This is a genomic window from Phenylobacterium glaciei (assembly GCF_016772415.1).
Taxonomy (GTDB): Bacteria; Pseudomonadota; Alphaproteobacteria; order Caulobacterales; family Caulobacteraceae; genus Phenylobacterium; species Phenylobacterium glaciei.
In genome coordinates, this window is record NZ_JAGSGD010000001.1 from 1,215,352 (window position 1) to 1,236,434 (window position 21,083).

General features: G+C 69.0%; 18 protein-coding genes. 9 read left to right on the forward strand and 9 right to left on the reverse strand.

Annotated elements, in window-relative coordinates; translation table 11 throughout:
* Positions 1-213 precede the first annotated feature (213 nt).
* Entirely contained in the window at positions 214-1,512 is a 1,299-nt protein-coding gene (locus JKL49_RS05835) for an O-acetylhomoserine aminocarboxypropyltransferase/cysteine synthase family protein (RefSeq protein ID WP_215338935.1), read from the reverse strand.
* 264 nt (positions 1,513-1,776) lie between these two features.
* Between JKL49_RS05835 and JKL49_RS05840 the strand changes: the two genes are divergently transcribed.
* Complete coding sequence (locus tag JKL49_RS05840) at positions 1,777-3,513, forward strand: alpha/beta hydrolase (protein ID WP_215338937.1); 1,737 nt, start codon at positions 1,777-1,779, stop codon at positions 3,511-3,513.
* Positions 3,514-3,550: 37 nt separating this feature from the next.
* On the opposite strand, the gene JKL49_RS05845 is transcribed toward JKL49_RS05840, so the two are convergent.
* Together JKL49_RS05845 and JKL49_RS05850 are read right to left on the reverse strand one after the other, a co-directional pair.
* Positions 3,551-3,949, reverse strand: coding sequence for an RcnB family protein (locus JKL49_RS05845; protein WP_215338939.1), 399 nt, complete (start codon positions 3,947-3,949; stop codon positions 3,551-3,553).
* A 71-nt stretch (positions 3,950-4,020) separates the two neighbouring features.
* On the reverse strand, positions 4,021-4,635 hold the full coding sequence (locus JKL49_RS05850) for a helix-turn-helix transcriptional regulator (protein ID WP_215338941.1): 615 nt from the start codon (positions 4,633-4,635) through the stop codon (positions 4,021-4,023).
* A 75-nt stretch (positions 4,636-4,710) separates the two neighbouring features.
* Here JKL49_RS05850 and JKL49_RS05855 point away from each other — a divergent pair, with 75 nt between their 5' ends.
* Entirely contained in the window at positions 4,711-6,114 is a 1,404-nt protein-coding gene (locus JKL49_RS05855) for an MFS transporter (RefSeq protein ID WP_215338943.1), read from the forward strand.
* Here JKL49_RS05855 and JKL49_RS05860 read toward each other — a convergent pair.
* Positions 6,111-7,361 carry an aspartate kinase gene (locus tag JKL49_RS05860; RefSeq protein ID WP_215342699.1) on the reverse strand — a complete coding sequence of 417 codons (1,251 nt, stop codon included), beginning with the start codon at positions 7,359-7,361 and terminating at the stop codon, positions 6,111-6,113. The genes JKL49_RS05855 and JKL49_RS05860 overlap by 4 nt on opposite strands.
* A gap of 115 nt (positions 7,362-7,476) precedes the next feature.
* On the opposite strand from JKL49_RS05860, the gene ubiG reads away from it, so the two are divergent.
* The 6 genes from ubiG (at position 7,477) to JKL49_RS05890 (ending at position 13,168) form a co-directional block, all read left to right on the forward strand.
* Complete coding sequence (gene ubiG / locus JKL49_RS05865; RefSeq protein WP_215338944.1) at positions 7,477-8,223, forward strand: bifunctional 2-polyprenyl-6-hydroxyphenol methylase/3-demethylubiquinol 3-O-methyltransferase UbiG; 747 nt, start codon at positions 7,477-7,479, stop codon at positions 8,221-8,223.
* Between the two features lie 26 nt (positions 8,224-8,249).
* Positions 8,250-9,053, forward strand: coding sequence for an FkbM family methyltransferase (locus JKL49_RS05870; RefSeq protein WP_215338945.1), 804 nt, complete (start codon positions 8,250-8,252; stop codon positions 9,051-9,053).
* 69 nt (positions 9,054-9,122) lie between these two features.
* The gene (locus JKL49_RS05875; protein WP_215338946.1) at positions 9,123-10,745 is read left to right on the forward strand and encodes a long-chain fatty acid--CoA ligase; all 1,623 of its coding nucleotides are present in this window, start codon (positions 9,123-9,125) and stop codon (positions 10,743-10,745) included.
* Between the two features lie 75 nt (positions 10,746-10,820).
* The gene (locus JKL49_RS05880; protein WP_215338947.1) at positions 10,821-11,744 is read left to right on the forward strand and encodes an alpha/beta fold hydrolase; all 924 of its coding nucleotides are present in this window, start codon (positions 10,821-10,823) and stop codon (positions 11,742-11,744) included.
* Positions 11,745-11,777: 33 nt separating this feature from the next.
* On the forward strand, positions 11,778-11,915 hold the full coding sequence (locus tag JKL49_RS05885; protein ID WP_215338948.1) for a hypothetical protein: 138 nt from the start codon (positions 11,778-11,780) through the stop codon (positions 11,913-11,915).
* Positions 11,916-12,085: 170 nt separating this feature from the next.
* Positions 12,086-13,168 (forward strand): Zn-dependent alcohol dehydrogenase, encoded by a 1,083-nt coding sequence (locus JKL49_RS05890; RefSeq protein ID WP_215338949.1) that lies wholly within the window; start codon positions 12,086-12,088, stop codon positions 13,166-13,168.
* A 65-nt stretch (positions 13,169-13,233) separates the two neighbouring features.
* On the opposite strand, the gene JKL49_RS05895 is transcribed toward JKL49_RS05890, so the two are convergent.
* Positions 13,234-14,760 carry a carboxylesterase/lipase family protein gene (locus JKL49_RS05895; RefSeq protein ID WP_215338950.1) on the reverse strand — a complete coding sequence of 509 codons (1,527 nt, stop codon included), beginning with the start codon at positions 14,758-14,760 and terminating at the stop codon, positions 13,234-13,236.
* An 83-nt stretch (positions 14,761-14,843) separates the two neighbouring features.
* Positions 14,844-16,076: a TetR/AcrR family transcriptional regulator gene (locus JKL49_RS05900; RefSeq protein ID WP_215338951.1), complete on the reverse strand. Its 1,233-nt coding sequence runs from the start codon at positions 16,074-16,076 to the stop codon at positions 14,844-14,846.
* A gap of 196 nt (positions 16,077-16,272) precedes the next feature.
* On the opposite strand from JKL49_RS05900, the gene JKL49_RS05905 reads away from it, so the two are divergent.
* Positions 16,273-16,674 carry a DoxX family protein gene (locus JKL49_RS05905; RefSeq protein WP_215338952.1) on the forward strand — a complete coding sequence of 134 codons (402 nt, stop codon included), beginning with the start codon at positions 16,273-16,275 and terminating at the stop codon, positions 16,672-16,674.
* Here the strand turns inward: JKL49_RS05905 and JKL49_RS05910 are convergent, their stop codons facing one another.
* From JKL49_RS05910 to JKL49_RS05920, 3 genes are all read right to left on the reverse strand, one after another.
* Positions 16,675-18,051 (reverse strand): M23 family metallopeptidase, encoded by a 1,377-nt coding sequence (locus tag JKL49_RS05910; RefSeq protein ID WP_215338953.1) that lies wholly within the window; start codon positions 18,049-18,051, stop codon positions 16,675-16,677.
* 222 nt (positions 18,052-18,273) lie between these two features.
* Entirely contained in the window at positions 18,274-18,624 is a 351-nt protein-coding gene (gene arsC, locus JKL49_RS05915) for an arsenate reductase (glutaredoxin) (RefSeq protein ID WP_215338954.1), read from the reverse strand.
* 23 nt (positions 18,625-18,647) lie between these two features.
* The gene (locus JKL49_RS05920; RefSeq protein ID WP_215338955.1) at positions 18,648-21,050 is read right to left on the reverse strand and encodes a M20/M25/M40 family metallo-hydrolase; all 2,403 of its coding nucleotides are present in this window, start codon (positions 21,048-21,050) and stop codon (positions 18,648-18,650) included.
* Positions 21,051-21,083 lie beyond the last annotated feature (33 nt).

Consider the following 21,083-nt stretch of genomic DNA (forward strand, 5'->3'; position numbering starts at 1 on the left):
GACAGGGCCGATGACGCGATTGTCAGCGTGAGCTCCGAAGGTTGCGCTCGCTAACGATAAATCCGCTCTTGCCGGCGAGGGCCGAACCCAGCGGAAGAGGGAGACGCCCGCACGCCCTGATCCAGGGAGCATCGGGCGATGCCGCACCTTGCCCGGCGTTTCTTCGTCCCGTCCCCCAACACCGTGACGAACCGCGCCGGCTGGGTGGCGGGTTCAGGAGCCTGCGGCTGTCAGCGCCTGGTCGATATCGGCCAGGATGTCGTCGATGTGCTCAAGGCCGATCGACAGGCGCACGTAGCCGGGGGAGACGCCGGCGGCGGTTTGCGACTCCGCATCAAGCTGGGAGTGAGTCGTTGATGCGGGATGGATCGCCAGGCTGCGCGCGTCGCCGATGTTGGCCACATGGTAGAGAAGTTTCAGGCCATCGATGAACTTGCGGCCCGCATTCACGCCCCCGGCCAACTCGAAGCCTAAGAGACCGCCGAAGCCGTTCTTGAGGTAGCGCTCGGCCCGCGCCCGCGGTTCGCCTGACTGCTGGCTGGGATGAATGACCCGCGTGACGCCGGCGCGCCCGGCCAGCCAGGCGGCAACCCTGTCGGCGTTCTCGCAGTGTCGGGGCATGCGCAAGGGGAGGGTCTCGACGCCCTGTAGGATCTGGAAGGCGTTGAAGGGTGAGATCGCAGCGCCGAGGTCGCGCAACAACACCGTTCGCGTACGCATGATGTAGGCGACGGGTCCAATCGGCTTCACCGCCTGGGTCCAGATGGCGCCTTGATAGGAGGGGTCGGGACTGTTGAGAGCGGGCTGGCGATCTCCTGTCGCCTCCCAGTCGAAGGCGCCGCCGTCGACGATCACGCCGCCGATCGAGGTGCCGTGGCCGCCGAGGTACTTGGTCGCCGAATAGACCACCACCGCCGCGCCATGCTCGAGGGGGCGGCAGAGCAGCGGGGCCGCGGTGTTGTCCATGATCAACGGGACGCCCAATGCCCGACCGATCGCCGCCACCTCAGCGATTGGGAACACTTCGAGTTTCGGGTTGGGCAAGGTCTCGGCGTAGTAGGCGCGCGTCTTGTCGTCCGTGGCGCGCCGGAAGTTCTCAGGGTCTGCGGGATCGACGAAGCGCACCTCGATGCCCTGGTCGCGCAGTGTGTTGGCGAACAGGTTCCAGGTGCCCCCGTAAAGGGCCGTCGAGCTGACGACGTTATCGCCGGCCTTGGCCAAGGTCTGCAACGCGAGCGCGGAGGCCGCCTGGCCCGAGGCGACAGCCAGCGCTGCTGCGCCGCCTTCCAGAGCGGCGATGCGCTGTTCGAGCACATCGGTCGTCGGGTTCATGATCCGCGTATAGATGTTGCCCATCTCCTGCAGGGCGAACAACGCCGAGGCATGGTCGGTATCCCGGAACTGGTAGGACGTCGTCTGGTGGATCGGCACGGCCACCGAACCAGTCGTCGGATCGGCGCGCCATCCGGCGTGCAGGGCCAGGGTCTCAGGATGCAGGGATCGGGCCGTCATGGTTCACCTCGTCGATCTCTAAGATGTCGATCATTTCGCTGTCAGCTTCGGCCCGAGCAGGCCGCGCTAGTCAAGCGGGATCGCGGCCTCGATCAGCAGCGACTGTCAGCGTTCAGCCATATAGAAGGCGGCGTTCGCGAGGTCCATTCTCGGCTCTTCGCTACCCCTGCGCAGGTTCGCTTCCCGCCTCCGCACCGCTCACCCTGGACCAAGCCTCCCCACCACCCCCATAGTCCTCCCCAACAACCGTCTGGGGAGGCGACCATGCTACGCAGATACGGGCTCCTGGCCCTGGGGCTGATCCTGATCCTGGCGGGGTCGGTTCTCGCCCATGCCGTCCAGACCACCCACGGCGTCACGGTCACCGATGTGCGGTTCGCCGGCGACAAGGGGGTCGTCATGAGCGGGCTGCTCTATCGGCCGGCCTCGGCCACGGCGGCCACGCCGGCGCCGGCGGTCCTGGCCAGCCACGGCTATATCAACACCCGCGAGATGCAGAGCCCCTTCGCCATCGAGCTGTCGCGGCGCGGCTTCGTGGTGCTGGCCATGGACATGACCGGGCATGGTGGTTCCGGCGCCGCCGTCGGCCAGCAGGGCTTCGGCGGGCCCGCCGCCCTGCGCTACCTGCGGGCGCTCGACTATGTGGACGCTGGCAATATCGGCCTGGAGGGCCACAGTCTGGGGGGCGGGCCGGTGGTGGCCGCGGCCGAGACCTATCCGCGGTCCTACAAGGCCGTGGTGCTGGAGGGCTCGACGCCCGCCATCGGGGCGGTATTCGGGGCCGCCGCCAAGGGTAGCTTGCGCAACCTCGCCGTCGTGTTCGGCCAATATGACGAGTTCGCCCCCCTGATGTGGCAGGTGGCCAAGGGCGGCGACGTCGAGACGTCGAAGTCCCTGCAGGCGATCTTCGGCGCCACCGGTCCGGTGGTGGAGGGCCGCCTCTATGGCGACCCGGCGGCGGGCACCGCGCGGGTGCTGTACAATCCCCCGATCACCCACCCGTGGGAGCACTTCTCCTCGGCCGGGATCGGCCACGCGGTGGACTGGTTCCAGACCAGGCTGACCGGCGCGGCGCGGCCCCTGCCGCCCGGCGACCAGATCTGGCTCTGGAAGGAGGTCGGCACGGGGGCGGGCTTCCTGGGCTTTGTGATCCTGCTGCTGGGGACCTTCCAGGTCCTGCTCGGTGTCCCGGTGTTGGCGGGCCTGGCCCGCCCCGCCGAGCCCGTCGGCACCGAGCGCGGGGCTAAGTGGTGGCTGGCGGCCATGCTGACGGCGGTCGTGCCCGCCGCCACCTTCTTCGCCTTCATGGAGGTGGGAAACCTGTTCTTCCCCATGAAGCTGTTCCCGCAATACATCACCAACCAGCTGCTGGTCTGGGCCCTGCTGAACGGGCTGCTGACCCTGGGGCTGGGGCTGGTCCTCAAGGGCGGCAAGAGCGCCTTCAGCCACGACTGGCCCCGCAGCCTCGCCATCGCGGTGATCACCGTGGCGGTGGGGCACCTGTCGCTGGCCGCCGTCCAGGCGGTGTTCGGGGTCGACTACCGGTTCTGGGTCCTGGGGCTGAAGCCGCTGGACGCCCCGCACCTGGTGATGGCGCTCGCCTACCTGCCGCTCTGGACCGGCTTCTTCCTGGTCTCCCTGCGCGCCCTGCACGCCAACCTGGCCGTGAAGGGGGAGGGGGCGGTGCGCGCCTACCTGACCGCGGCCCTGGCCATGAGCCTGGGCTTCGTCGTCCTGCTGGCCCTCCAGTACGGCAGCCTGTTTTCCACCGGCCTGCTGGCCGTGCCGTCGGCGTCGCTGAACACCATCATCGCCATCCAGTTCGTGCCCCTGCTGGCCATGGTGGGCGTGATCGCGGCCTTCACCTACCGACGGACCAACAGCTACGTGCCGGGCGCCCTGATCTGCGCCATGGTGATCTGCTGGTACGTGACGGCCGGCACCGCCACCCACTGGTCGCCGGAGTTCAGGCTGCCGGGGGCGCCGGCGACGTCGAAATAGGCGTCGCGCCGGGGATCGCCCCGGCGCGCGCGTCGGTCTAGCGGAGCAGGGCCGAGACGACCTCGGAGATCAGGCCGCTTCGGGTCTGAGCCAGGTAGTACTGGTCGTCCACACGCACCCAGCGATAGCCGTAGGGCGGCGTGCGCAGGCGATATGTCTGCGGGTTGGTCACATAGTAGCGCTGGGTGATGTAGGTGGTCGGGAGACGCTGGCCGCGATTGTACATCTTCTTGTACTGGCCAGGGGGCATGTGGCCGGGCTTGTTGGCCAGGCCCGGGGGGCCCCAGGCGCCGTGGTGTTCGTCGCGGTCTTCGCCATCGTGGTGCTTCTCGCCCTTGTCGTGGCCCTTGTCGTGACCGTGGCCGCCGGGGTCGGCGAAGGCGGGGGCCGCCAGGGCCAGGCTGGCGGCGGCGGCGGCGATGAGAATGGTTTTCATGGCGTGGATCCTTCTGGAGCGCAGTCCCTCGTGGGCTCCCTAACGCCGTGCGCGGTCAGAAGGTCCGTCGACTAGACGACAATCCGGTACGCACACCGCCGCGCGCCGGCCAGGATGTGGTCCAGCCGCTCGACCTTGGCCGGGGCCAGCAGCATCTGGAACAGGGAAAGCTCGGCGCGGCAGAAGCCTTGGCAGGCGGTGGCGGCCGCGCAGATCGGGCAGTGGTTCTCGACCAGCAGGTAGGACCCGTCCTCCTGCGCACTCCATTCGGCCATGTAGCCCTCGGCGGCCCGCAGCTGCGCCAGCTTGGCAAGCCTGGACTCCAGGCCTTGGTCGGGCAGGGCGGCCTTGTAGCCCTCGCCCACCACCCGCTCGCGCCGCGCGATCAGCCGGTCCAGGACCGCGGGCCCGAACTCGGCCCGCACCGCCTCGATCAAATCCACCGTCATCTGGGCGTGGGTGTCGGGGAAGCGGCCGTGGCCCTTGGTCGTCAGCGACCAGGACCGGCGCGGCCGGCCCACGCCGGCGCGGGCTGTGGCGTGCTCCACCAAGCCCTCGGTGGTCAGTTTCTCCAGGCCCTGAAGCGCCGCCTGCCGGCTGATCCCAAGCGTCTGCGCAAGCGCCAGGGTCCGGCTCGGCCCCCGGGTCTTGATCTGGAACAGCAGGTCGTCGGGCGTGCTTCGCATTTGACAATCGATCTATTGCAAATCTTCGCCGCCCCGTCTAGTCAGAGCGCCATTCGCCCTGTTGAGCCTGTCGAAATGGAACCTGCCCAAGCCCAGGACGGAAGCTGGGCCGACGTCGTTGCCGACGGCCGGCTGCCGCTGTTCGCCCTGATCTGTCTTGGGGTCTGGCTGGGCGCCGCTGACAGCCTGGTCACAGCCACCATCATGCCCAGCGTCGGCGCCGACCTCGGCGGCTACGCCTATTTCGGCTGGGCCACGGCGGGCTACCTGCTGGGCTCGGTGATGGCCGGCGCGAGCTCGGGCCTGCTGGCCCGGCGCTTCGGCCTGCGGCGCGCGACGGCCTGCGCGGCCCTGCTCTACGCCGCCGGCTGCGCGCTCAGCGCCGCTGGGCCTGACATGGCCAGTTTCCTCATCGGCCGCCTGCTGCAGGGGATCGGCGGCGGCTGGGTCACCGGCTTCTGCTCGGTCGCCATCGGCCTCCTATTCCCCAACCGCCTGCTGCCCCGGGTCTACGCCGCCATCACCGGCGTCTGGGGCATCGCCAGCCTGGTGGGGCCCATGATCGGCGGCATCTTCGCCGACCTGGGCGTCTGGCGCTGGGTCTTCTGGTTCTTCGCCATCCAGGCTGTGGCCGTCGCCGGCGCGGCCTTCGTCATGCTGCCCAAGGGCGACAACGGCGACCAGGGCCAGGGCGTCGCCTGGGGCCAGCTCGGTCTCATCGCCGGCGGCGTCGTGGCCATCGGCGCGGCCGACGTGGCCGGAACCTTCGGCCGCTCGGCGGGCCTGACCCTGGTGGGCGTCGTCCTGCTGCTGGCCATGGTCTGGCTGGACGAGCGCGCCGTGGTCCGCCTGCTGCCCAAGGGCTCGGGCTCCCTGCGCACCATCCCGGGCTCCGGCTACGCGACCATGTTCCTGCTGACGGCGGCCTCCATGGGCTTCTCCATCTACGGTCCCGCGATCCTGCAACAGCTCGCCGGTTTGTCTGCCCTGACCGCCGGCTATGTGATCGCCGGAGAGGCGGCGGCCTGGACCCTCGCGGGTCTGGCCGTCGCCCATCTCACCGGGCGCTGGCCGGGGCGCATGATCCTCACCGGCGCGGTGTGCGCCACCGCGGGCATAGGCGTCAGCGCCCTGGTCTTCCCCACAGGCTCGGTTCTCGGGATCGTGCTTGCCGGCGCGGCGCTGGGGGCGGGGTTCGGCCTGTCCTGGGCCTTCATGAGCCAGGCCATCCTGGCGGCTCTGCCCGACGAGGAGCGCGCCATCGGGGCTGCAGCTATGACCACCGTGCGCCTGACCGGCTCGGCGGCGGGCGCAGCGCTCGCGGCCGCCGTCGCCAATCTGGTGGGCTTCTCCCACGGCCTGAGTGACGCCACGGCCAGGTCGGCCGGCGTCTGGGTCTTCGCAGCGGCCCTGCCGGTGGCGCTGGCGGGCCTTTGGACCGCGCGGCGCCTGGCGAGCTATCGCGCCGAGTCCGCCTAGAGCTGGTCCAGCCCGTAGGCCGCGTGCAGCGCTCGCACGGCCAGCTCCGTATAGGCCGCATCGATCAGAACGCTGATCTTGATCTCGGACGTCGAGATCACCTGGATGTTGACGCCCTTCTCGGCCAGGGCGCCGAACATGGTCTTGGCGACGCCGGTGTGGCTGCGCATGCCGACCCCGATCACCGAGACCTTGGCCACGTCCTCGTTGACCGCCACGTCCTCGAAGCCGATCTGCGGCTGGGCGGCGCGGACGATCTCCACGGCGCGGGCGGCGTCGCGCTTGCCCACCGTGAATTCCATATTGGCGGTGTCGGCGGTGCGGGCGTGGCTCTGGACGATCATGTCCACATTTACGTTGGCGTCGGCCAGCGCCCCGAAGATCACCGAGGAAACCCCGGGATGGTCGGGCAGGCCGTACAGCGTGATCTTGGCCTCGTCGCGGCTATAGGCGACCCCGCTCACGATGCGCTTTTCCATGATCTCTTCCTCGTCGCACACGATGGTGCCTTGGCCGGGCGCTTCGCCGGGCTCGACAAAACTGGACAGCACCCGCACCGGCACGTTCTGGGCCATGGCGAGTTCGACGGAGCGGGTCTGCAGCACCTTGGCGCCCAGGGAGGCCATCTCCAGCATCTCCTCGTAGGAGATCTTGTTGAGCTTGCGCGCCTTGCTCTCGATCCGCGGGTCGGTGGTGTAGACGCCGTCAACGTCGGTATAGATGTCGCAGCGGATGGCCTTCACGGCCGCCGCGATCGCCACGGCGCTGGTGTCGGAGCCGCCGCGCCCAAGCGTTGCGATGCGGCCGTCTCGGGTGACGCCCTGGAAGCCGGCGATCACCGCCACCTGACCCTTGTCCATGGCCTCGATCAGGTTCTCCGGCGGCACGTCATCGATGCGCGCGCGGCCGTGGGCGTCGTCGGCGATGATCGGGATCTGCCAGCCCATCCAGGAGCGGGCCGGGATGCCCATGTTGCGCAGGGTCATGGCCAGCAGGCCGGCGGTCACCTGTTCGCCCGAGGCCACCACGACGTCGTACTCATCGTCGGAGGGCGGTAGGCCCTGGCCTGCTGCGCCGGCGCCGTCGGTCCAGGCCACCAGCTCGTTGGTCTTGCCGGACATGGCCGAAACCACCACGGCCACCTGATGGCCCGCGGCCACCTCGGCGGCCACCAGCCGACCCACGCGCCGGATGCGCTCCAGGTCAGCGACGGACGTACCGCCGAATTTCATCACCAGCCGGGACATGGGCGTGGTCACAAGCTCCTTGAGGGGAGAGGGAAGGGCCGCGTTCTAGCGACGCTCGGCGCGCGGGGCAACGCTGGGCTTCGCGCGGAGCCCGGAGAGGCGTAGAAGGGCGCCCATGACCGTCGCTTCCAGCATCGACCCCGCAGACGTCGAACGCTTCTCCCGCATCGCCGCCGAATGGTGGGATCCGAAGGGCAAGTTCGCGCCCCTGCACAAATTCAACCCTGTGCGCCTGTCCTTCATCCGCGAGCAGGCCCTGGTCCGCTTCGGCCGCGACAGCCAGGCGCGTCAGCCCTTCGAGGGTCTGAGGCTGCTGGATATCGGCTGCGGCGGCGGCCTGCTCAGCGAGCCCATGACCCGGCTGGGCTTCTCGGTCACCGGTGTCGACGCCTCGGAGCGCAACATCGGCACCGCCAAGGCCCACGCCGACGAACAGAAGCTCGACATCGACTACCGCGCCGGGACCGCCGAGGGCCTGGAGGCCGACGGCGCCGGCCCCTTCGACGTGATCCTCAATATGGAGGTGATCGAGCACGTGGCCGATCCGGGCGAATATCTGCGCAGCTGCTCGCGTCTGCTGGCGCCCGGTGGCCTGATGATCGTGGCGACCCTGAACCGCACCCTCAAGGCCTTCGCCCTGGCCAAGGTCGGTGCGGAGTACGTCCTGCGCTGGCTGCCGGCCGGCACCCACGACTGGACCAAATTCCTCAAGCCCGACGAACTGCGCGGCTTCCTCAAGGATGAGAAGCTGCAAGTCCAGGGACCCTTCGGGGTGGCCTTCGACCCCATGAATGGGCGCTGGTGCCGGTCTTCGGACTGCGACATCAACTACATGATGACTGTCACCCGCGACGCGTCGTAAACACGGCCCGTTCAAAGGACCTATCCATGGCTTCGATACGCGTGCTCGGTCACGCTTTCCGCGCTTGGCGGCGCAATATGAAGTGGGCCAAGCACGAGCCGGAAACGCCATATCTGGCCGACCTGCTGTCCGGCGCCCCGGTGTGCCTGCACGTCGGCGCCAGCGATGGCCGCCATTCCTACGTCATGACCCAGGTCGCGCCCGATGCGCGCATCTACGCTTTTGAGCCCTCGGCCTTCACCTTCGAGGTGCTGCAGCACTGCCTGGCCTGGCACGGCATTTCTCGCCATGTGACCCCGGTGCACGCCGCGGTCTCCGACACCGAGGGCGAGATGCTGCTGGTGACGCCGAAGAAGACCTCCGGGCGCATGGGCCGCGCCTACGCCTTCGTCTCCGACACCGCGCCGGAGGGCAAGGTGCGCCCCGACCTGGAGGACACCGGCGTCGAGCTGCAACCCACCCCCGTGGTCACCCTGGACGGCTACTGCGCGGCCAACGGCATCGGCCGGGTCGACTTCATCCGCATGGATATCGAGGGCGCCGAGCAGAAGGCGCTGACCGGCGCCCTGGGCATCATCGACCGCGACCGTCCCCACGTGCTGCTGGAAATCCACCCCGCCATGCTGGAGGCCCGCTTCGGCGGCTCGGCGGAAGCGGTGGTGGAGATGTTCCGTTCGCGTGGCTATCGCATGTTCGCCCTCAACGGCGACCGGCTGGAGGAGCGCACCACCGTGGTGCCCAACCTGCCCTGGAAGGACTACTTCTTCGTCCACCCCAGCCGGGGCCCCAAACTCCCCGACGGCGTCTTCAAGGCGCGGATGGCGGCGTAGAGCCCCTAGCCGCAGCCGGGCCCGCGTCCTAAACCTCACCGCAACAACGATATCGGGGAGGGGACAGCGATGCTGGCCTTGATGATGGACCGGGCGCTGAGCCTGCCGTCCATCCTGGAATACGCGGCGACCTATCACGGCGACCGGGAGGTGGTGACGCGCACCGTCGAGGGGCCGATCCACCGCTATACCTATGCCGACGCCCTTGTCCGCGCCAAGCAGATGGCCAAGGCCCTGACGGCCCTGGGCGTCAAGCGCGGCGACCGGGTCGCGACCCTGGCCTGGAGCACCCACCGCCACTTCGAACTGTACTACGCCGTCAGCGGCATCGGCGCCGTGTTGCACACCATCAATCCGCGCCTGCATCCCGACCAGGTGGCCTGGGTGGCCAATCACGCCGAGGACAGCGTGCTGCTGTTCGACATCACCTTCGGCGAGCTGGTGGGCGAGTTGGCCCCGAAGCTCGCCACCGTGAAGACCTTCGTGGCCCTCACCGACCGCGCGCACCTGCCGCCGGAGTCGCCGGCCGGGACCCTGGTCTATGAGGACCTGATCGCCGCCAATACGGCCGACTTCACTTGGCCCGAGCTTGATGAGCGGACCGCCTCGGGCCTCTGCTACACCTCGGGCACCACTGGCAATCCGAAGGGGGTGCTCTATTCGCACCGCGCCACCGTGCTGCACGCCATGGCCATGGTGCAGCCCGACGCCTTCGACCTGGGGGCCCGCGACGCGGTCCTGCCGTGTGCTCAGATGTACCACGCCAACGCCTGGTGCACGCCCTATGGCGCGCCGCTGGTGGGGGCCAAGCTGATCCTGCCGGGCCGCCAGTTGGACGGCCCCTCGATCTGCGAACTGGCGGTGGCGGAGAAGGCCACCTTCCTGCTGGGCGTCCCCACCATCTGGATCGGGGTGCTGGACCACCTGGACCAGACCCAGCAGAAGCTCACCAGCGTGCGCACCGTCGCCGTTGGCGGCTCGGCCCCCACCGCGGCCCTGATCTCCCGCATCGAGGACCAGATGGGCGCCACCGTGCGCCAGATCTGGGGGATGACCGAGACCAGCCCCATGGGGGTGATCAACACCCCCCTGCCGACCCATGCCGGGGAGGACGCCGCCGTCGCGACCACCCGCAAGCTGAAGCAGGGCCGCGGCCTCTGGGGCGTGGAGATGCGCATCCTGGCCGAGGACGGCTCGGAACAGCCCCGCGATGGGGCCAGCCCCGGCGCCCTGCAGGTGCGGGGTCCCTGGGTCTCGTCGGCCTATTTCAAGAACGAGGGGGCCCAGGCCTTCACCGACGACGGCTGGTTTGACACCGGTGACATCGCCACCCTCGACCCTGAAGGCTACCTGCGCCTCACCGACCGCGCCAAGGACGTCATCAAGTCGGGCGGGGAGTGGATATCCACCCTGGACCTGGAGGACGCGGTCTCTTCCCATCCCGCGGTGGCCATGGCCGCCGCCATCGGCGTGCCGCATCCCAAGTGGGACGAGCGGCCCCTGCTGTTGGTCACCCTGCGCCCCGGCCAGACCGCCGATCCGGAAGAGCTGAAGACCCACGTCGCCGCCCGCGTCGCCAAGTGGTGGACGCCCGACGAGGTGCGGATCGTCGAGGCCCTGCCCATCGGCCCGACCGGAAAGGTGCTCAAGCGGGAGCTGCGTGACCAGTTGAGCACAGCCCCGGAAAACTAAGCCCCCGCGAGGCCGAACCCGCCTTGTGATCCCGCGTTCACACTCCCAGTTGAGTCTGAGGTTGGAGTGCGAGACGTGGCGCGTAAACGGCCCAAGGGCGTTCTGGAAATCACCTGGGCCGTGGCCGAGTCCGCTGCGGCGGGCCGCAAGGAGCATGTCCCGGTCGGCGCCGACTATCCCGACACCGTGGTGCGCCGCATCAGTTTCGCCGCCGGCGGCGGTCTGGGCTGGAAGCTGTCGGCCATCGAGAGCCCGCGCGCCAAGCCCGCCCCCTGGAAGATCGTCGTCGTCACCGGCGCGCCGTCCTGGGCCGAGTATTGGGCGCCGGCGATCGCCGCCCTGCCGCTGGACCGCGAGATGGTGGTGGTGGACCGCCCCGGCTATGCTGGCTCCGAACCCGTCGACTATGTCGGCGACATCCGCCAGCAGGCCCTGGCGCTCAGCCCCCTGCTGCAGGCCCGGTCTGGCCAGAAGATCCTGCTGGTGGGTCAGTCCTACGGCGCGGCCATCGCCACCCTGATGGCGGCGGCCAACCCCGGCAGGGTCGCGGGCCTGGTGCTGCTGTCGGGCTACTACGGCCAGCCGGGACCGACCGCCGAGTGGCTGCTGAAGGTTGGGGCGCGGATGCTGAAGATCATCCCCCGCGACGTCCGCCATGCCGTGCTGGAGGTCACCAACCAGGCCGGCCAGCTGGAGGGGATGCACGCGGCCCTGCGCAATCTTAAGGTCCCGGTCCATGTCGTTCACGGCGACAAGGACGACTTCGCCCCCATCGAACTGGCCGAAAAGCTGGTGGCCGAGACCCGTACCCGCCGGCCCATGCGGTTCGAGCGGGTGATCGGCGCCAACCACTTTCTCAACGACGGGCCGGCCGAGGACCTGCTGGCCACCTTGGAGGGCTGCATTCCGCGCCGGTGGGAGCTCAAGCTCAACTGGCCGCGGTGGCTAGACATCAGCCAGGTTCCCAAGCTCAAGGCCAGGTCGTCGGCTCCGGCCTAGGGAACAAGTCACGGTATCGGCGCCATCTCCAGAGTGAAGACCAGCGCCGAGACCTCCGAGACCCTCAGCGCGGGCGGCAAGAGCGCCAAGCTACCTGCCTCCAGCCTGTCGCTCAGCGGCGGCAACCTGATCTCCACCCAGACCAAGGCCTCGATCTGGGGCCAGAAGTAGGACTTCGCCGCGTCATGGGTCCGGGCGCTCACGCCCGGACCCGCCGAACGCCAATTTCCCTTGGCGCGCGACACCTGAACGGCGATAAGGTTTGCCTCTCGAAAGTCTTGGGCATACCCAGACTTCGATAATCCGCCCGATCAATCGGGCGCTGTTCGGGGAACGCCAGGATGAAAGCCGCAGTGCTGCGCGAAGTGGGCAAGCCGCTTCAGATCGAAGACGTCCAGATCCACAAGCCGGGCCCGCACGAGGTGCTGATCCGCACCAAGGCCGCCGGCCTGTGCCACTCCGACCTCCACTTCATGCTGGGCTCATACCCGACCGTCCTGCCGACGGTTCTCGGCCATGAGAGCGCCGGCGTCGTCGAACAGGTGGGGTCCGAGGTCCGCACGGTGAAGGTCGGCGACCACGTCATCACCTGCCTGTCGGCCTATTGCGGCCACTGCGATCAGTGCCTCACCGGCCACCTGTCGCTCTGCGTCTCGCCCGAGACCAAGCGCGGCAAGGACGATGAGCCCCGCCTCAGCGCCGCCAACGGCCCGATGGCCCAATACCTGAACCTGTCGTCCTTCGCCGAGCAGATGCTGATCCACGAGCACGCCTGCGTCGCCATCCGCAAGGACATGCCCCTGGACCGCGCTGCCTTGATCGGCTGCTCGGTGATGACCGGCGTCGGCGCCGCGATCCACACCTCCAGCGTCCGTCCGGGCGAAACCGTGGCCGTCATCGGCCTGGGTGGCGTCGGTCTGGCGGCGGTCAACGGCGCGGCGATCGCCGGCGCCGGCCGGATCATCGCCATCGACAACGTCGGCTCCAAGCACAATCTCGCCATGCAGTTCGGCGCCACCGACTTCATCGACGCCTCCCAGACCGATGCGGTCAAGGAAGTGCTCGAGATGACCAAGGGCGGGGTGCACCACTCCTTCGAGGCCATCGGCCTGAGCAAGACCGCCGAGCAGGCCTTCAACATGCTGCGACGTGGCGGCACGGCCAACATCATCGGCATGATCCCGGTCGGCCAGACCATCACCCTGATGGGCGCCGCCTTCCTGGGCGAGAAGAAGCTTCAGGGCTCGATGATGGGCTCGAACCGCTTCCCGGTCGACATGCCGCGCCTGGTGGACATGTACATGTCGGGCAAGCTGAAGCTCGACGAGATGATCTCCCAGCGCATCAAGCTGGAACAGGTCAACGAGGGCTTCGACGACATGAAGAAGGGCGGGCTGGCCCGCTCTGTCATCATGTTCGACTGATCGCTCCGGCGCCAAACCGGACGGAAAGGCCCTCCCTCGCGGGAGGGCCTTTTTCTTGGGCGCGTCTAGCCCTGCAGGACCTTGCGCACCCCGGCGTTGAGGTCGTTCTCCACCCGGCTCTCGACATTGAACAGCATGGTGGCCCGGGTCGTGGTGTCATAGGGCGCCCAGGCCGGCAGGCCCTCAGCGTTCGGGTCACCGGTGTGGGCGAAGGCCAACCAGGCCGACGACATCTGGTCGGCCACAGTCTGCGGTTCGTCGCCCCGGCCCACGAAGTTGCGGGCCTTCTCGACATTGTCGAACACCAGCGGGATCTCCAGGGCGTGGGGGCACTTCAGCCGCCCGCGTGACACCGGGGTCTCCCATGTCAGCATGTAGACATAGGCCGGCGCGGCGCCCTGCGCGGCCTTGCGCTCGGCGATGGTGATGGAGCCCAGCCACATGCCGGTCGCCGTCTGGACGGCGCTGGTCAGGTAGGTCGGCGAATAGTCGGGGTGAACCATGCGCAGCTCGGCGACGAGCGCCTGCGCCTTGTCGCCGGCCGCGGCCTTGGACCGCTTGGCCAGATCCTCCTCGGTCAGCTCGCCGAACTTCGGGTCGCCGATCATGAACAGCGTACTCTCGTCCTTGTTGGTGCCGATCAGCACCGGCACGTCGGCGCTGATGGCGGGTGCATCGGGGACGAAGGGATCGCGGGGCAGGGCGGCCCCGTCCACTACCGGGGTGAAGCCGCGCATCCGGTCGCCGACCTTCACGCTGGCCCGGCTCAGGGTCTCGGTGTCCAGCGCCGCCACGCCCGCCGCGTCCTTGACCCCCAGCACGTCCAGATAGCTCTGCGCGATCTTGGCGGCGTCGGCCTTGGTAGCCCCACGCAGGCCGGGCCCGGATTGGATGATGGCCTTGTGGAACAGGCCCTTTGCGCCCGGCATGGCCAGCAGCAGGGAGACCTTCCAGCCGCCGCCGCTCTCGCCGAAGATGGTGACGTTGGAGGGGTCGCCGCCGAACGTTTCGATATTGTCGCGCACCCACTCCAGCACCTGGACGATGTCCAGCATGCCGGCGATCCCCGACTGGGCGTAGTCGGGGCCGAAAGCGTCACCCAGGTGCAGGTAGCCGAAGACGTTGAGGCGGTGGTTGACGGTGACGGTGACCACGTCGCCCTTTCGGGCCAGGGCGCCGCCGTCGTACATGGCCGCTCCGCCGGAGCCGTTGGCGAAGCCGCCGCCGTGCAGCCAGACCATGACCGGGCGCTTGGCCTGGTCGAGGCCCGGCGTCCAGACGTTGATGAACAGGCAGTCCTCCGACGAGCCCGGCTCGTCGGGCGCAGGTGGGTCGCCGGCTGAGGAGCCGCGCTCGCCCGGCGCCATGCCCGACTGGATGGCCGGGGCGCCATAGCTGGTGGCCTCGGCGGTCTCGGTCCAGGGGGCGGGCGGCTGCGGCGGCTTGAAGCGGTGTTCGCCAGTCGGTGGCGCGCCATAGCGCAGGCCTTTGAACACCTGCAACACGCCCTCGACATAGCCGCGAACCGGGCCATTGCTGGTCTTGACCACCGAGGTGCGGGTGAGCGGCGCGGGCGCCATGTCGTCGGCCATCTGAGCTTCCTCCTGAGTGAGGGCTCTAACGGCCCCTGGCGTCATTCTGCGCCTGGGTATGCCAGCATGGCAACGGCCGCGGGCTAGGCGGCGAAGACGCCCATCAGCACCGGACGCGCATAGTCCTCCATCACCCCTTGGGTGGAGCCAGGATGGCGCGCCGGGTCCATGGAATTGGCGCTGTTGAAGGCCACCATCAGCATCTGGGCGGCCAACAGGGGGTCCACCGGCCGGATCGAACCATCGGCGATCCCGTCGCTGATCTCGCCGGCGAAGGCGTGGCTGATCTGCTGGAAGCGCAGGCGCAGCTTGCGGCGCATGGAGTGAGGTACGGCGGCCATGGCGTGGTGACGCAGCATGCGGCCAGCCTCGCCCGAGGCCTGGTGGAGGATCAGAGAGCAGACCGCCAGCCAGATGCGCCGCCAGCCGTCGGGCTGTTCGGCGGCGCGTCCCTTGGCCTCGTCGATCAGGTCGAAGGTGCGCTGGAAGCAGGCTGCGGCCAGCTCATCCTTGTCGGTGTTGTGGTGGTAGAATGAGCCCTTGGGGACTTTCAGCTGCGCCGAGATCTTGTCCACCGAAGCGCCGCGATAGCCCTCGCGGTTGATCAGGTTGGTGGCGGCGATCAGGAACCGCTCGCGGGTCACCTCGTCGTTCTGGGCCACCGGCGAGCCGAGGGTGAGTAGCGGCAGGTTCGGCCAGGCCTGTCCCTGGCCGGCCAGACCGTTCAGCATGGTGTCGGCGATCCGCTCGGCGACCCGGGCGTAGTCCTGCGGCTCATAGAGGGCGAGCCAGGCGTCGGCCCAGCCCAGCTGGTCGATGATCAGGCGGGCCAGCGCCGTGCGCCGCGGCCGGGTCATCCACGGCATGGCCTCGGTCTTGGCGAACCGGCCGATCCGCACATAGAGCGCACGGAAGGCCTCCATCAGCGGCTCGTGCTGGTCGCCCTCGATCAGGTGCACTTCGCTGAAGGGCGCCAACGGCGGCTGCTCGCCCCGTTCGATCTGGCGGCGGACCTCGAAATAGGCGCCGACGAACCGGCGCAGGCGGGCGGCGGGCTCGGTTTCCTGGAAGGCCTCGTCCAGCATGGCGTCCCAGCGCCGGATGGCGTCGAGCAGGACGGCGGCGGCCAGGTCCTCCTTGCGCTTGAAGTAGTAGGTCAGGCTGACCGGATGCAGGTCCATCATCTTGGCGACGGCGGCCAGGGTGAAGCCGGACACCCCCCGATCGTTGAACACCTCCGTGGCGGCGGCCATGATCGCCTCGCGCTTGGCGGCGTAGCGGGCGCGGGCCTTGGGCTGGCTGGCGACAGGGTCCATGGAATCGTTGCTCCGACAGAGACTTAAGCCAAATCTTAGAGCCGCGGCGTGCTCCAGAAAAGCGGCCCAGCGGAACGCGCCTGCAAGGCAGCATGATGTCGTCGGCGAAAAGTCGCGCGCCGCTGTCGGCCAGGGGTAACCTCATTCGTCCTGGGTGCAGGTCTCGAGGGGAGGCCAGGCAGAGGGAGGGACCTCCATGACCATCGCCGATCGAACCACGCCGAAGGCCATGCTGTGGACCGGACGCGTTCTCACCGGTCTGTTCGCGGCCTTCATGCTGATGGACCTGACGATGAAGCTGCTGGACCTCAAGGTGGTCGCCGACACCATGACCCAGATGGGCTGGCCCACCGACAAGGCCCGGCTGCTGGGGGCGCTGCAGCTCACCGGCCTGGCGCTCTATCTCTATCCCCGCACGGCGGTGCTGGGGGCGGTGCTGGTGACGGGATACCTGGGCGGGGCGATCGCCACGCACCTGCGGATCGACAGCCCGCTGTTCAGCCACATCCTGTTCGGGGTCTATCTGGCGCTGTTCGCCTGGGGCGGCCTGTGGCTGCGCGACGCGCGGCTGCGGTCGCTGTTTCCCTGGCGGGGTTAGTTAGCGGCGCAGCCCGGCGACCTTGATCGGGTCGGCCGAGGCGAGTTTCTGAGGGGCGCCGTCGTCCCTGGCGGCGTCGGCGCTCTCGCCTTGGTCCACCAGGTGGTCGATATGGGCTTTCTGGGCGCGGAAGGCGGCCAGCTGAGCGCCGGCCAGGACGGTGCCGGTGGGGACCTTGACCCCGACCGGGTTGACGCGGGCGCCCTTGAGCCAGGTCTCATAGTGAAGGTGGGGGCCTGTCGAGGCGCCGGTGGAGCCCACATAGGCCACGAGCTGACCCTGGGACACGTGCATGCCGGGTTTCAGGCCCTTGGCGTAACGCGAGAGGTGGCCGTAGCCGGTTTCCCAGCCGTTGGAGTGCCGGATGCGCAGCCAGTTGCCGTAGCCGCCCCAGCGGCGGGCCTCGACGACCACGCCGTCGCCGGCGGCCAGGACGGGCGTGCCCATGCCGGCGCCGAAGTCGATGCCCTGGTGCATGCGGTTGTACCCAAGGATCGGGTGGCGGCGCATGCCGAAGGTCGAGGTCATCCGCGCGCCGTCCACCGGGGTGCGCAGCAGGAAGCCCTTGATGTTCTTGCCGGCGTCGTCGAGGTACTCGACGCTGCCGCCGGGCATGACGAAGCGATAGAAGCGGATGCCCTTGATCTCGGCATATTCCAGGTCGCCGGTCTCCACCGTGCGGCCGCTCTCGGTGACCTTGCGGTCGAAAACCAGTTCGAACTTGTCGCCCGGCTTGATGTCACGGTCGAAGTCGATCTTGTGGGAGAACAGCTTCACCATCTGGGCGGTGATCGACGAGGTGGCCCCCAGGCGCGAGGCGCTCTCGTAGAGCGAGCCGGTGATGGCGCCCTGGGCGACGGTGGTCTCGTCGCGGATCTTTTCTTCCATCTCCCGCAGGCGCAGGGCGCCGTCGAAGGTACGCGAGACGGTGACGGCGGTGGCCGGGCCGGTGCGCAGGGACAGGCCGATCAGGCGGGCCGGTCCGCGTTGGCCGCGGGGCTTGGCGATGGCGGCGTCGAAGGCCATGCCGGCCTTGATGTGGACGGTGTCCATGGCCTCGCCCAGGGTCTCGACGGCCTGGCGGGCCTCATCGGGGGCGACGCCGGCCCGCAGGACGGCGGCCTCGAAGGTCTCGCCCGGCTGAATCTTGACGGCGATGTTCTCGGGCCGGGTGAAACCGGGCTGCGCCTCGGCCTGGGTGAAGGCGGCGTGCTGCAGGGCGCTGATGGCGGCGGGATCGAGGGGCGGCGGGGTCGGGGCGGTGGCCTCGGCGGCGGTCAGCTTCCAGCCGAGCGCCAGCGCGGCGAAACCGGCCACGCCCACGAGCAGGCGCGGGGCGAGACGCAGGGTCGGACGTCGCGGATCGAACTCGTGCATCGTGCCCCCGTTACTAATATCGCTCTAGCCAAGCTTGACCTTGGCTAGTTCAAAATGGCGCATCTGGCAGGTAGGCCAGCAAAACGCAGGCCGGATGATCGTGGCCCGTCTTGGTTAACCGTATATGACCCCGCCGTGGACTGGTCCTTTTGTCACGGCAGACGCTCATCCAGTGAGATTGCGGCGACATCGGGTCGCCCGTTCTGCTTATCTGGCCCTCCTCTACAGAAGACTAAGCACAAGCTCTGCGGGGCGGCACAGGGCGGCCCCCTTCGGTGTCACCACAATAGGCCGATTCACCAGAATAGGGTCGAGGATCATGGCGGCGAACAGGACCTCGTCCGACGCGGCCGGGTCGCTCAGCCCCAGTTCGTCGGCCCGGGTGCCGCGCACCCGCAGGATGTCGTGGGCTCCGACACCCATGACCTTGGTCAGGTCGTGCAGTTGATCGCGCGTCCAGCCGACCTTCACGTATTCCACGACCGTGGGCTCCAGGCCCTTCTCGCGCAGCAGGGCCAGCGTGTTGCGTGAGGTGCCGCAGGCGGGGTTGTGATAGAGGGTGATGTCGCTCATCGGTCCCTTGTAATCCCTTGGCGTCACCAGGTGAACCGCTGCTCGCCGGTGACGATGGTGGAGCCGGAGATGGAGTTTCCTGAGATCTTGGGCGGCATTTTCGGCAGGGGCTTGGCGTCGGCGGGCCAGGCCTCGGTGGTGGTGGCGTAACGGGTGTCGATGACGCCGGGGCCCTTGGCGCGGAAGCCGATGGCCACGCCCTGGGCCGCGCCCTGCCAGTAAATGCGGGTCCACTGGCCCGGTTCGGTGAGGATCTTGGCCGGACGGCCGTTCACCGTGGCGTCGGTCAGCTTGCCGGTGGGGCGGAGGTCGATGGCCAGCGCCCGAGCCCCGGCCGGGGGTGTGATCTTCACCTCCAGAGATCCGTCGATCAGCCGGTTGAGGGCGACGGCGGGCGGCAGCGGATTCACGGGCTTGGCCCAGGCCGACAGGGTGTCGCCGGGGGCGGTGCGCAAGCCGATCGGCGGATCGTCCTTCACGATGTGGCCGCCGTCGGCCTTGAGCACACCGCGCGCCCAGTCCGGGGCGTTGGGCGCCAGGCTGAAGCGCTTGGACTGGCCGGTAGCGCCCTGGACGACATAGGTGATGATGGCCGGCTGCGGGTGGCGCGCGCTCCATGGCGGGATCACGCGGACCAGGCCGACGAACGCGAAGCCTACGGCCAGGACAATGAGGGCGACGGTGCGCGGACGGGTCTCCTCCGGGTCCGCATGGATCAACGGCCAGAGCAGCAGGGCCGACAGCCAGACGAACAGGGCCTGGATTTCCACCAGGTCGATGCCGATGAACACCCCGTGGGCGAAGGACAGCACCCATTGCAGGGCCAGCGCCGCCAGCAAGGCCACGACGATGGGCACGGCGACGGGCCGCCAGGTCCCCATGGCGCTGACCGCGCCGGCCAGGGCGGCGAAGGCCAGCGGCCAGGCGATCAGGAAGGCGGCGGTCGGGGCCACGACCTGCAGCACCAGGGCGGCCAGGAAGGCCAGCCCCAGGATTCCGGTCCAGGTCCCGGCGACCCCGGCGGGACGTCCGAAGGCCAGCAGGGCCACCACGGCGCCGGCCCCGCCGATCCCCAGTCCGATCAGGTTCCAGCCGGAGAAGGCGGTGCAGAGCACGCCTGCCAACAGGGCGAGGCCCGCGGCGGCCAGGCGCATGCGGCCCCGGCCCACGGCGGCAGCGGCGTAGAGCAAGGCGCCGATCCCGACACCCAGCAGGGCGACTTCCCAGAGATGGACATTGGCCAGCAGCTTGGCCTGGTCATAGAAGCCGAAGCCGGCCCCCGTGACCCGGCGGGCCAGCATGAACAAGGTCGCCGAGGTCAGCAGCAGATAGAGCGCCGCGCCGACCCCCTTGGCCACGTCGGGCCAGGCGAAGGCGTCGGCCTGCCGTGCGCGCCAGACCCCCAGCGCCATCACGGCCAGGGTCAGGGCCAGCAGGCCCCACCCGGCCAGGGTGGGGTAGGTGAGCAGGTGATTGCCCAGCGTGTTGGCGTAGACCTTGTCGGGCGCCTTGCCGGGCAGGGCAGGGGCGAAGGCGGCCTCGCGGGCCGTGGCCAGCACCTCGTCCCCCAGGTGCTGCAGGCTACCCTGGTTCAGGTTCTCCGGCGTCGAGACGGGCGAGTGATAGTCGAACTGCCGGGCGATGAAGGCGTAGTTTAGGCCCGCGATCCCGGCCTTGCGCGGCACGGTGAAGTCCGTGTCATTGGGCAGCTGCTTGTAGAGATAGACGATCAGCGAGCTGGAGGCCGGCGCGGTCGAGGCCTTGCGGAACAGGTCGATCACCGCGCCGTTGGCCGGCGCGGTCTCGAACATGTTGGCCCGCCCGCCGCCGCCGCGGCTTTCCATGTTGATGACGAAGCCGAGCTGCTTTGCCAAGGGGTGGCTCTGGAAGAAGCCGGTGGCGCCCAGCAGGCCCGCCTCTTCGCCGTCGGTCAGCAGCAGGACCACGTCGCGGGCGGGCGTGCCCTCCGCCTTCAGGACGCGCATCACCTCCAGGGCGGCCGAGACACCGGCCGCATCGTCGGCGGCGCCGGGGGAGCCCGGGACGCTGTCATAATGGGCCATCAAGGCCAGGGCCGGCGCCTTGCGGTCCTTGCCGGGCAGCACGCCGATCAGGTTCTCGACAACCCCGCCGATCACCAGGGGCTCCTTGCCCGGGCGTTCCTGGAAGGCGTCGACGCGTTGGACCTGGGGGGCGAGGCCCAGCTGCGTCATGCGGCCAACCAGATAGTTGCGCACCGCATAGTTGGCGGGTGAGCCCACGGGGTGGGGAACCTTGGCGATCACCCGGTCGTCGACCATGGCTCGGCCAGCGGAGAAGACGCCGGCCGGCGCGTCTACGCCCAGGGGCTTGGGCGTCATGTTCGCCACGGCCGCCGCGAGAAGGGCGACCCCGAAGACGATGGCCACCAGGATGTCTTTTCTCAACGCAACGCTCCCCAAGCTCAGAGGCGGAGGTTA

Bases quoted from the DNA above. Each gene is read 5' to 3' on its own strand.
- JKL49_RS05835 (WP_215338935.1), bottom strand. From the start codon at position 1,512: ATGACGGCCCGATCCCTGCATCCTGAGACCCTGGCCCTGCACGCCGGA.
- JKL49_RS05840 (WP_215338937.1), top strand. From the start codon at position 1,777: ATGCTACGCAGATACGGGCTCCTGGCCCTGGGGCTGATCCTGATCCTG.
- JKL49_RS05845 (WP_215338939.1), bottom strand. From the start codon at position 3,949: ATGAAAACCATTCTCATCGCCGCCGCCGCCGCCAGCCTGGCCCTGGCG.
- JKL49_RS05850 (WP_215338941.1), bottom strand. From the start codon at position 4,635: ATGCGAAGCACGCCCGACGACCTGCTGTTCCAGATCAAGACCCGGGGG.
- JKL49_RS05855 (WP_215338943.1), top strand. From the start codon at position 4,711: ATGGAACCTGCCCAAGCCCAGGACGGAAGCTGGGCCGACGTCGTTGCC.
- JKL49_RS05860 (WP_215342699.1), bottom strand. From the start codon at position 7,361: ATGTCCCGGCTGGTGATGAAATTCGGCGGTACGTCCGTCGCTGACCTG.
- ubiG (WP_215338944.1), top strand. From the start codon at position 7,477: ATGACCGTCGCTTCCAGCATCGACCCCGCAGACGTCGAACGCTTCTCC.
- JKL49_RS05870 (WP_215338945.1), top strand. From the start codon at position 8,250: ATGGCTTCGATACGCGTGCTCGGTCACGCTTTCCGCGCTTGGCGGCGC.
- JKL49_RS05875 (WP_215338946.1), top strand. From the start codon at position 9,123: ATGCTGGCCTTGATGATGGACCGGGCGCTGAGCCTGCCGTCCATCCTG.
- JKL49_RS05890 (WP_215338949.1), top strand. From the start codon at position 12,086: ATGAAAGCCGCAGTGCTGCGCGAAGTGGGCAAGCCGCTTCAGATCGAA.
- JKL49_RS05895 (WP_215338950.1), bottom strand. From the start codon at position 14,760: ATGGCCGACGACATGGCGCCCGCGCCGCTCACCCGCACCTCGGTGGTC.
- JKL49_RS05900 (WP_215338951.1), bottom strand. From the start codon at position 16,076: ATGGACCCTGTCGCCAGCCAGCCCAAGGCCCGCGCCCGCTACGCCGCC.
- JKL49_RS05905 (WP_215338952.1), top strand. From the start codon at position 16,273: ATGACCATCGCCGATCGAACCACGCCGAAGGCCATGCTGTGGACCGGA.
- JKL49_RS05910 (WP_215338953.1), bottom strand. From the start codon at position 18,051: ATGCACGAGTTCGATCCGCGACGTCCGACCCTGCGTCTCGCCCCGCGC.
- arsC (WP_215338954.1), bottom strand. From the start codon at position 18,624: ATGAGCGACATCACCCTCTATCACAACCCCGCCTGCGGCACCTCACGC.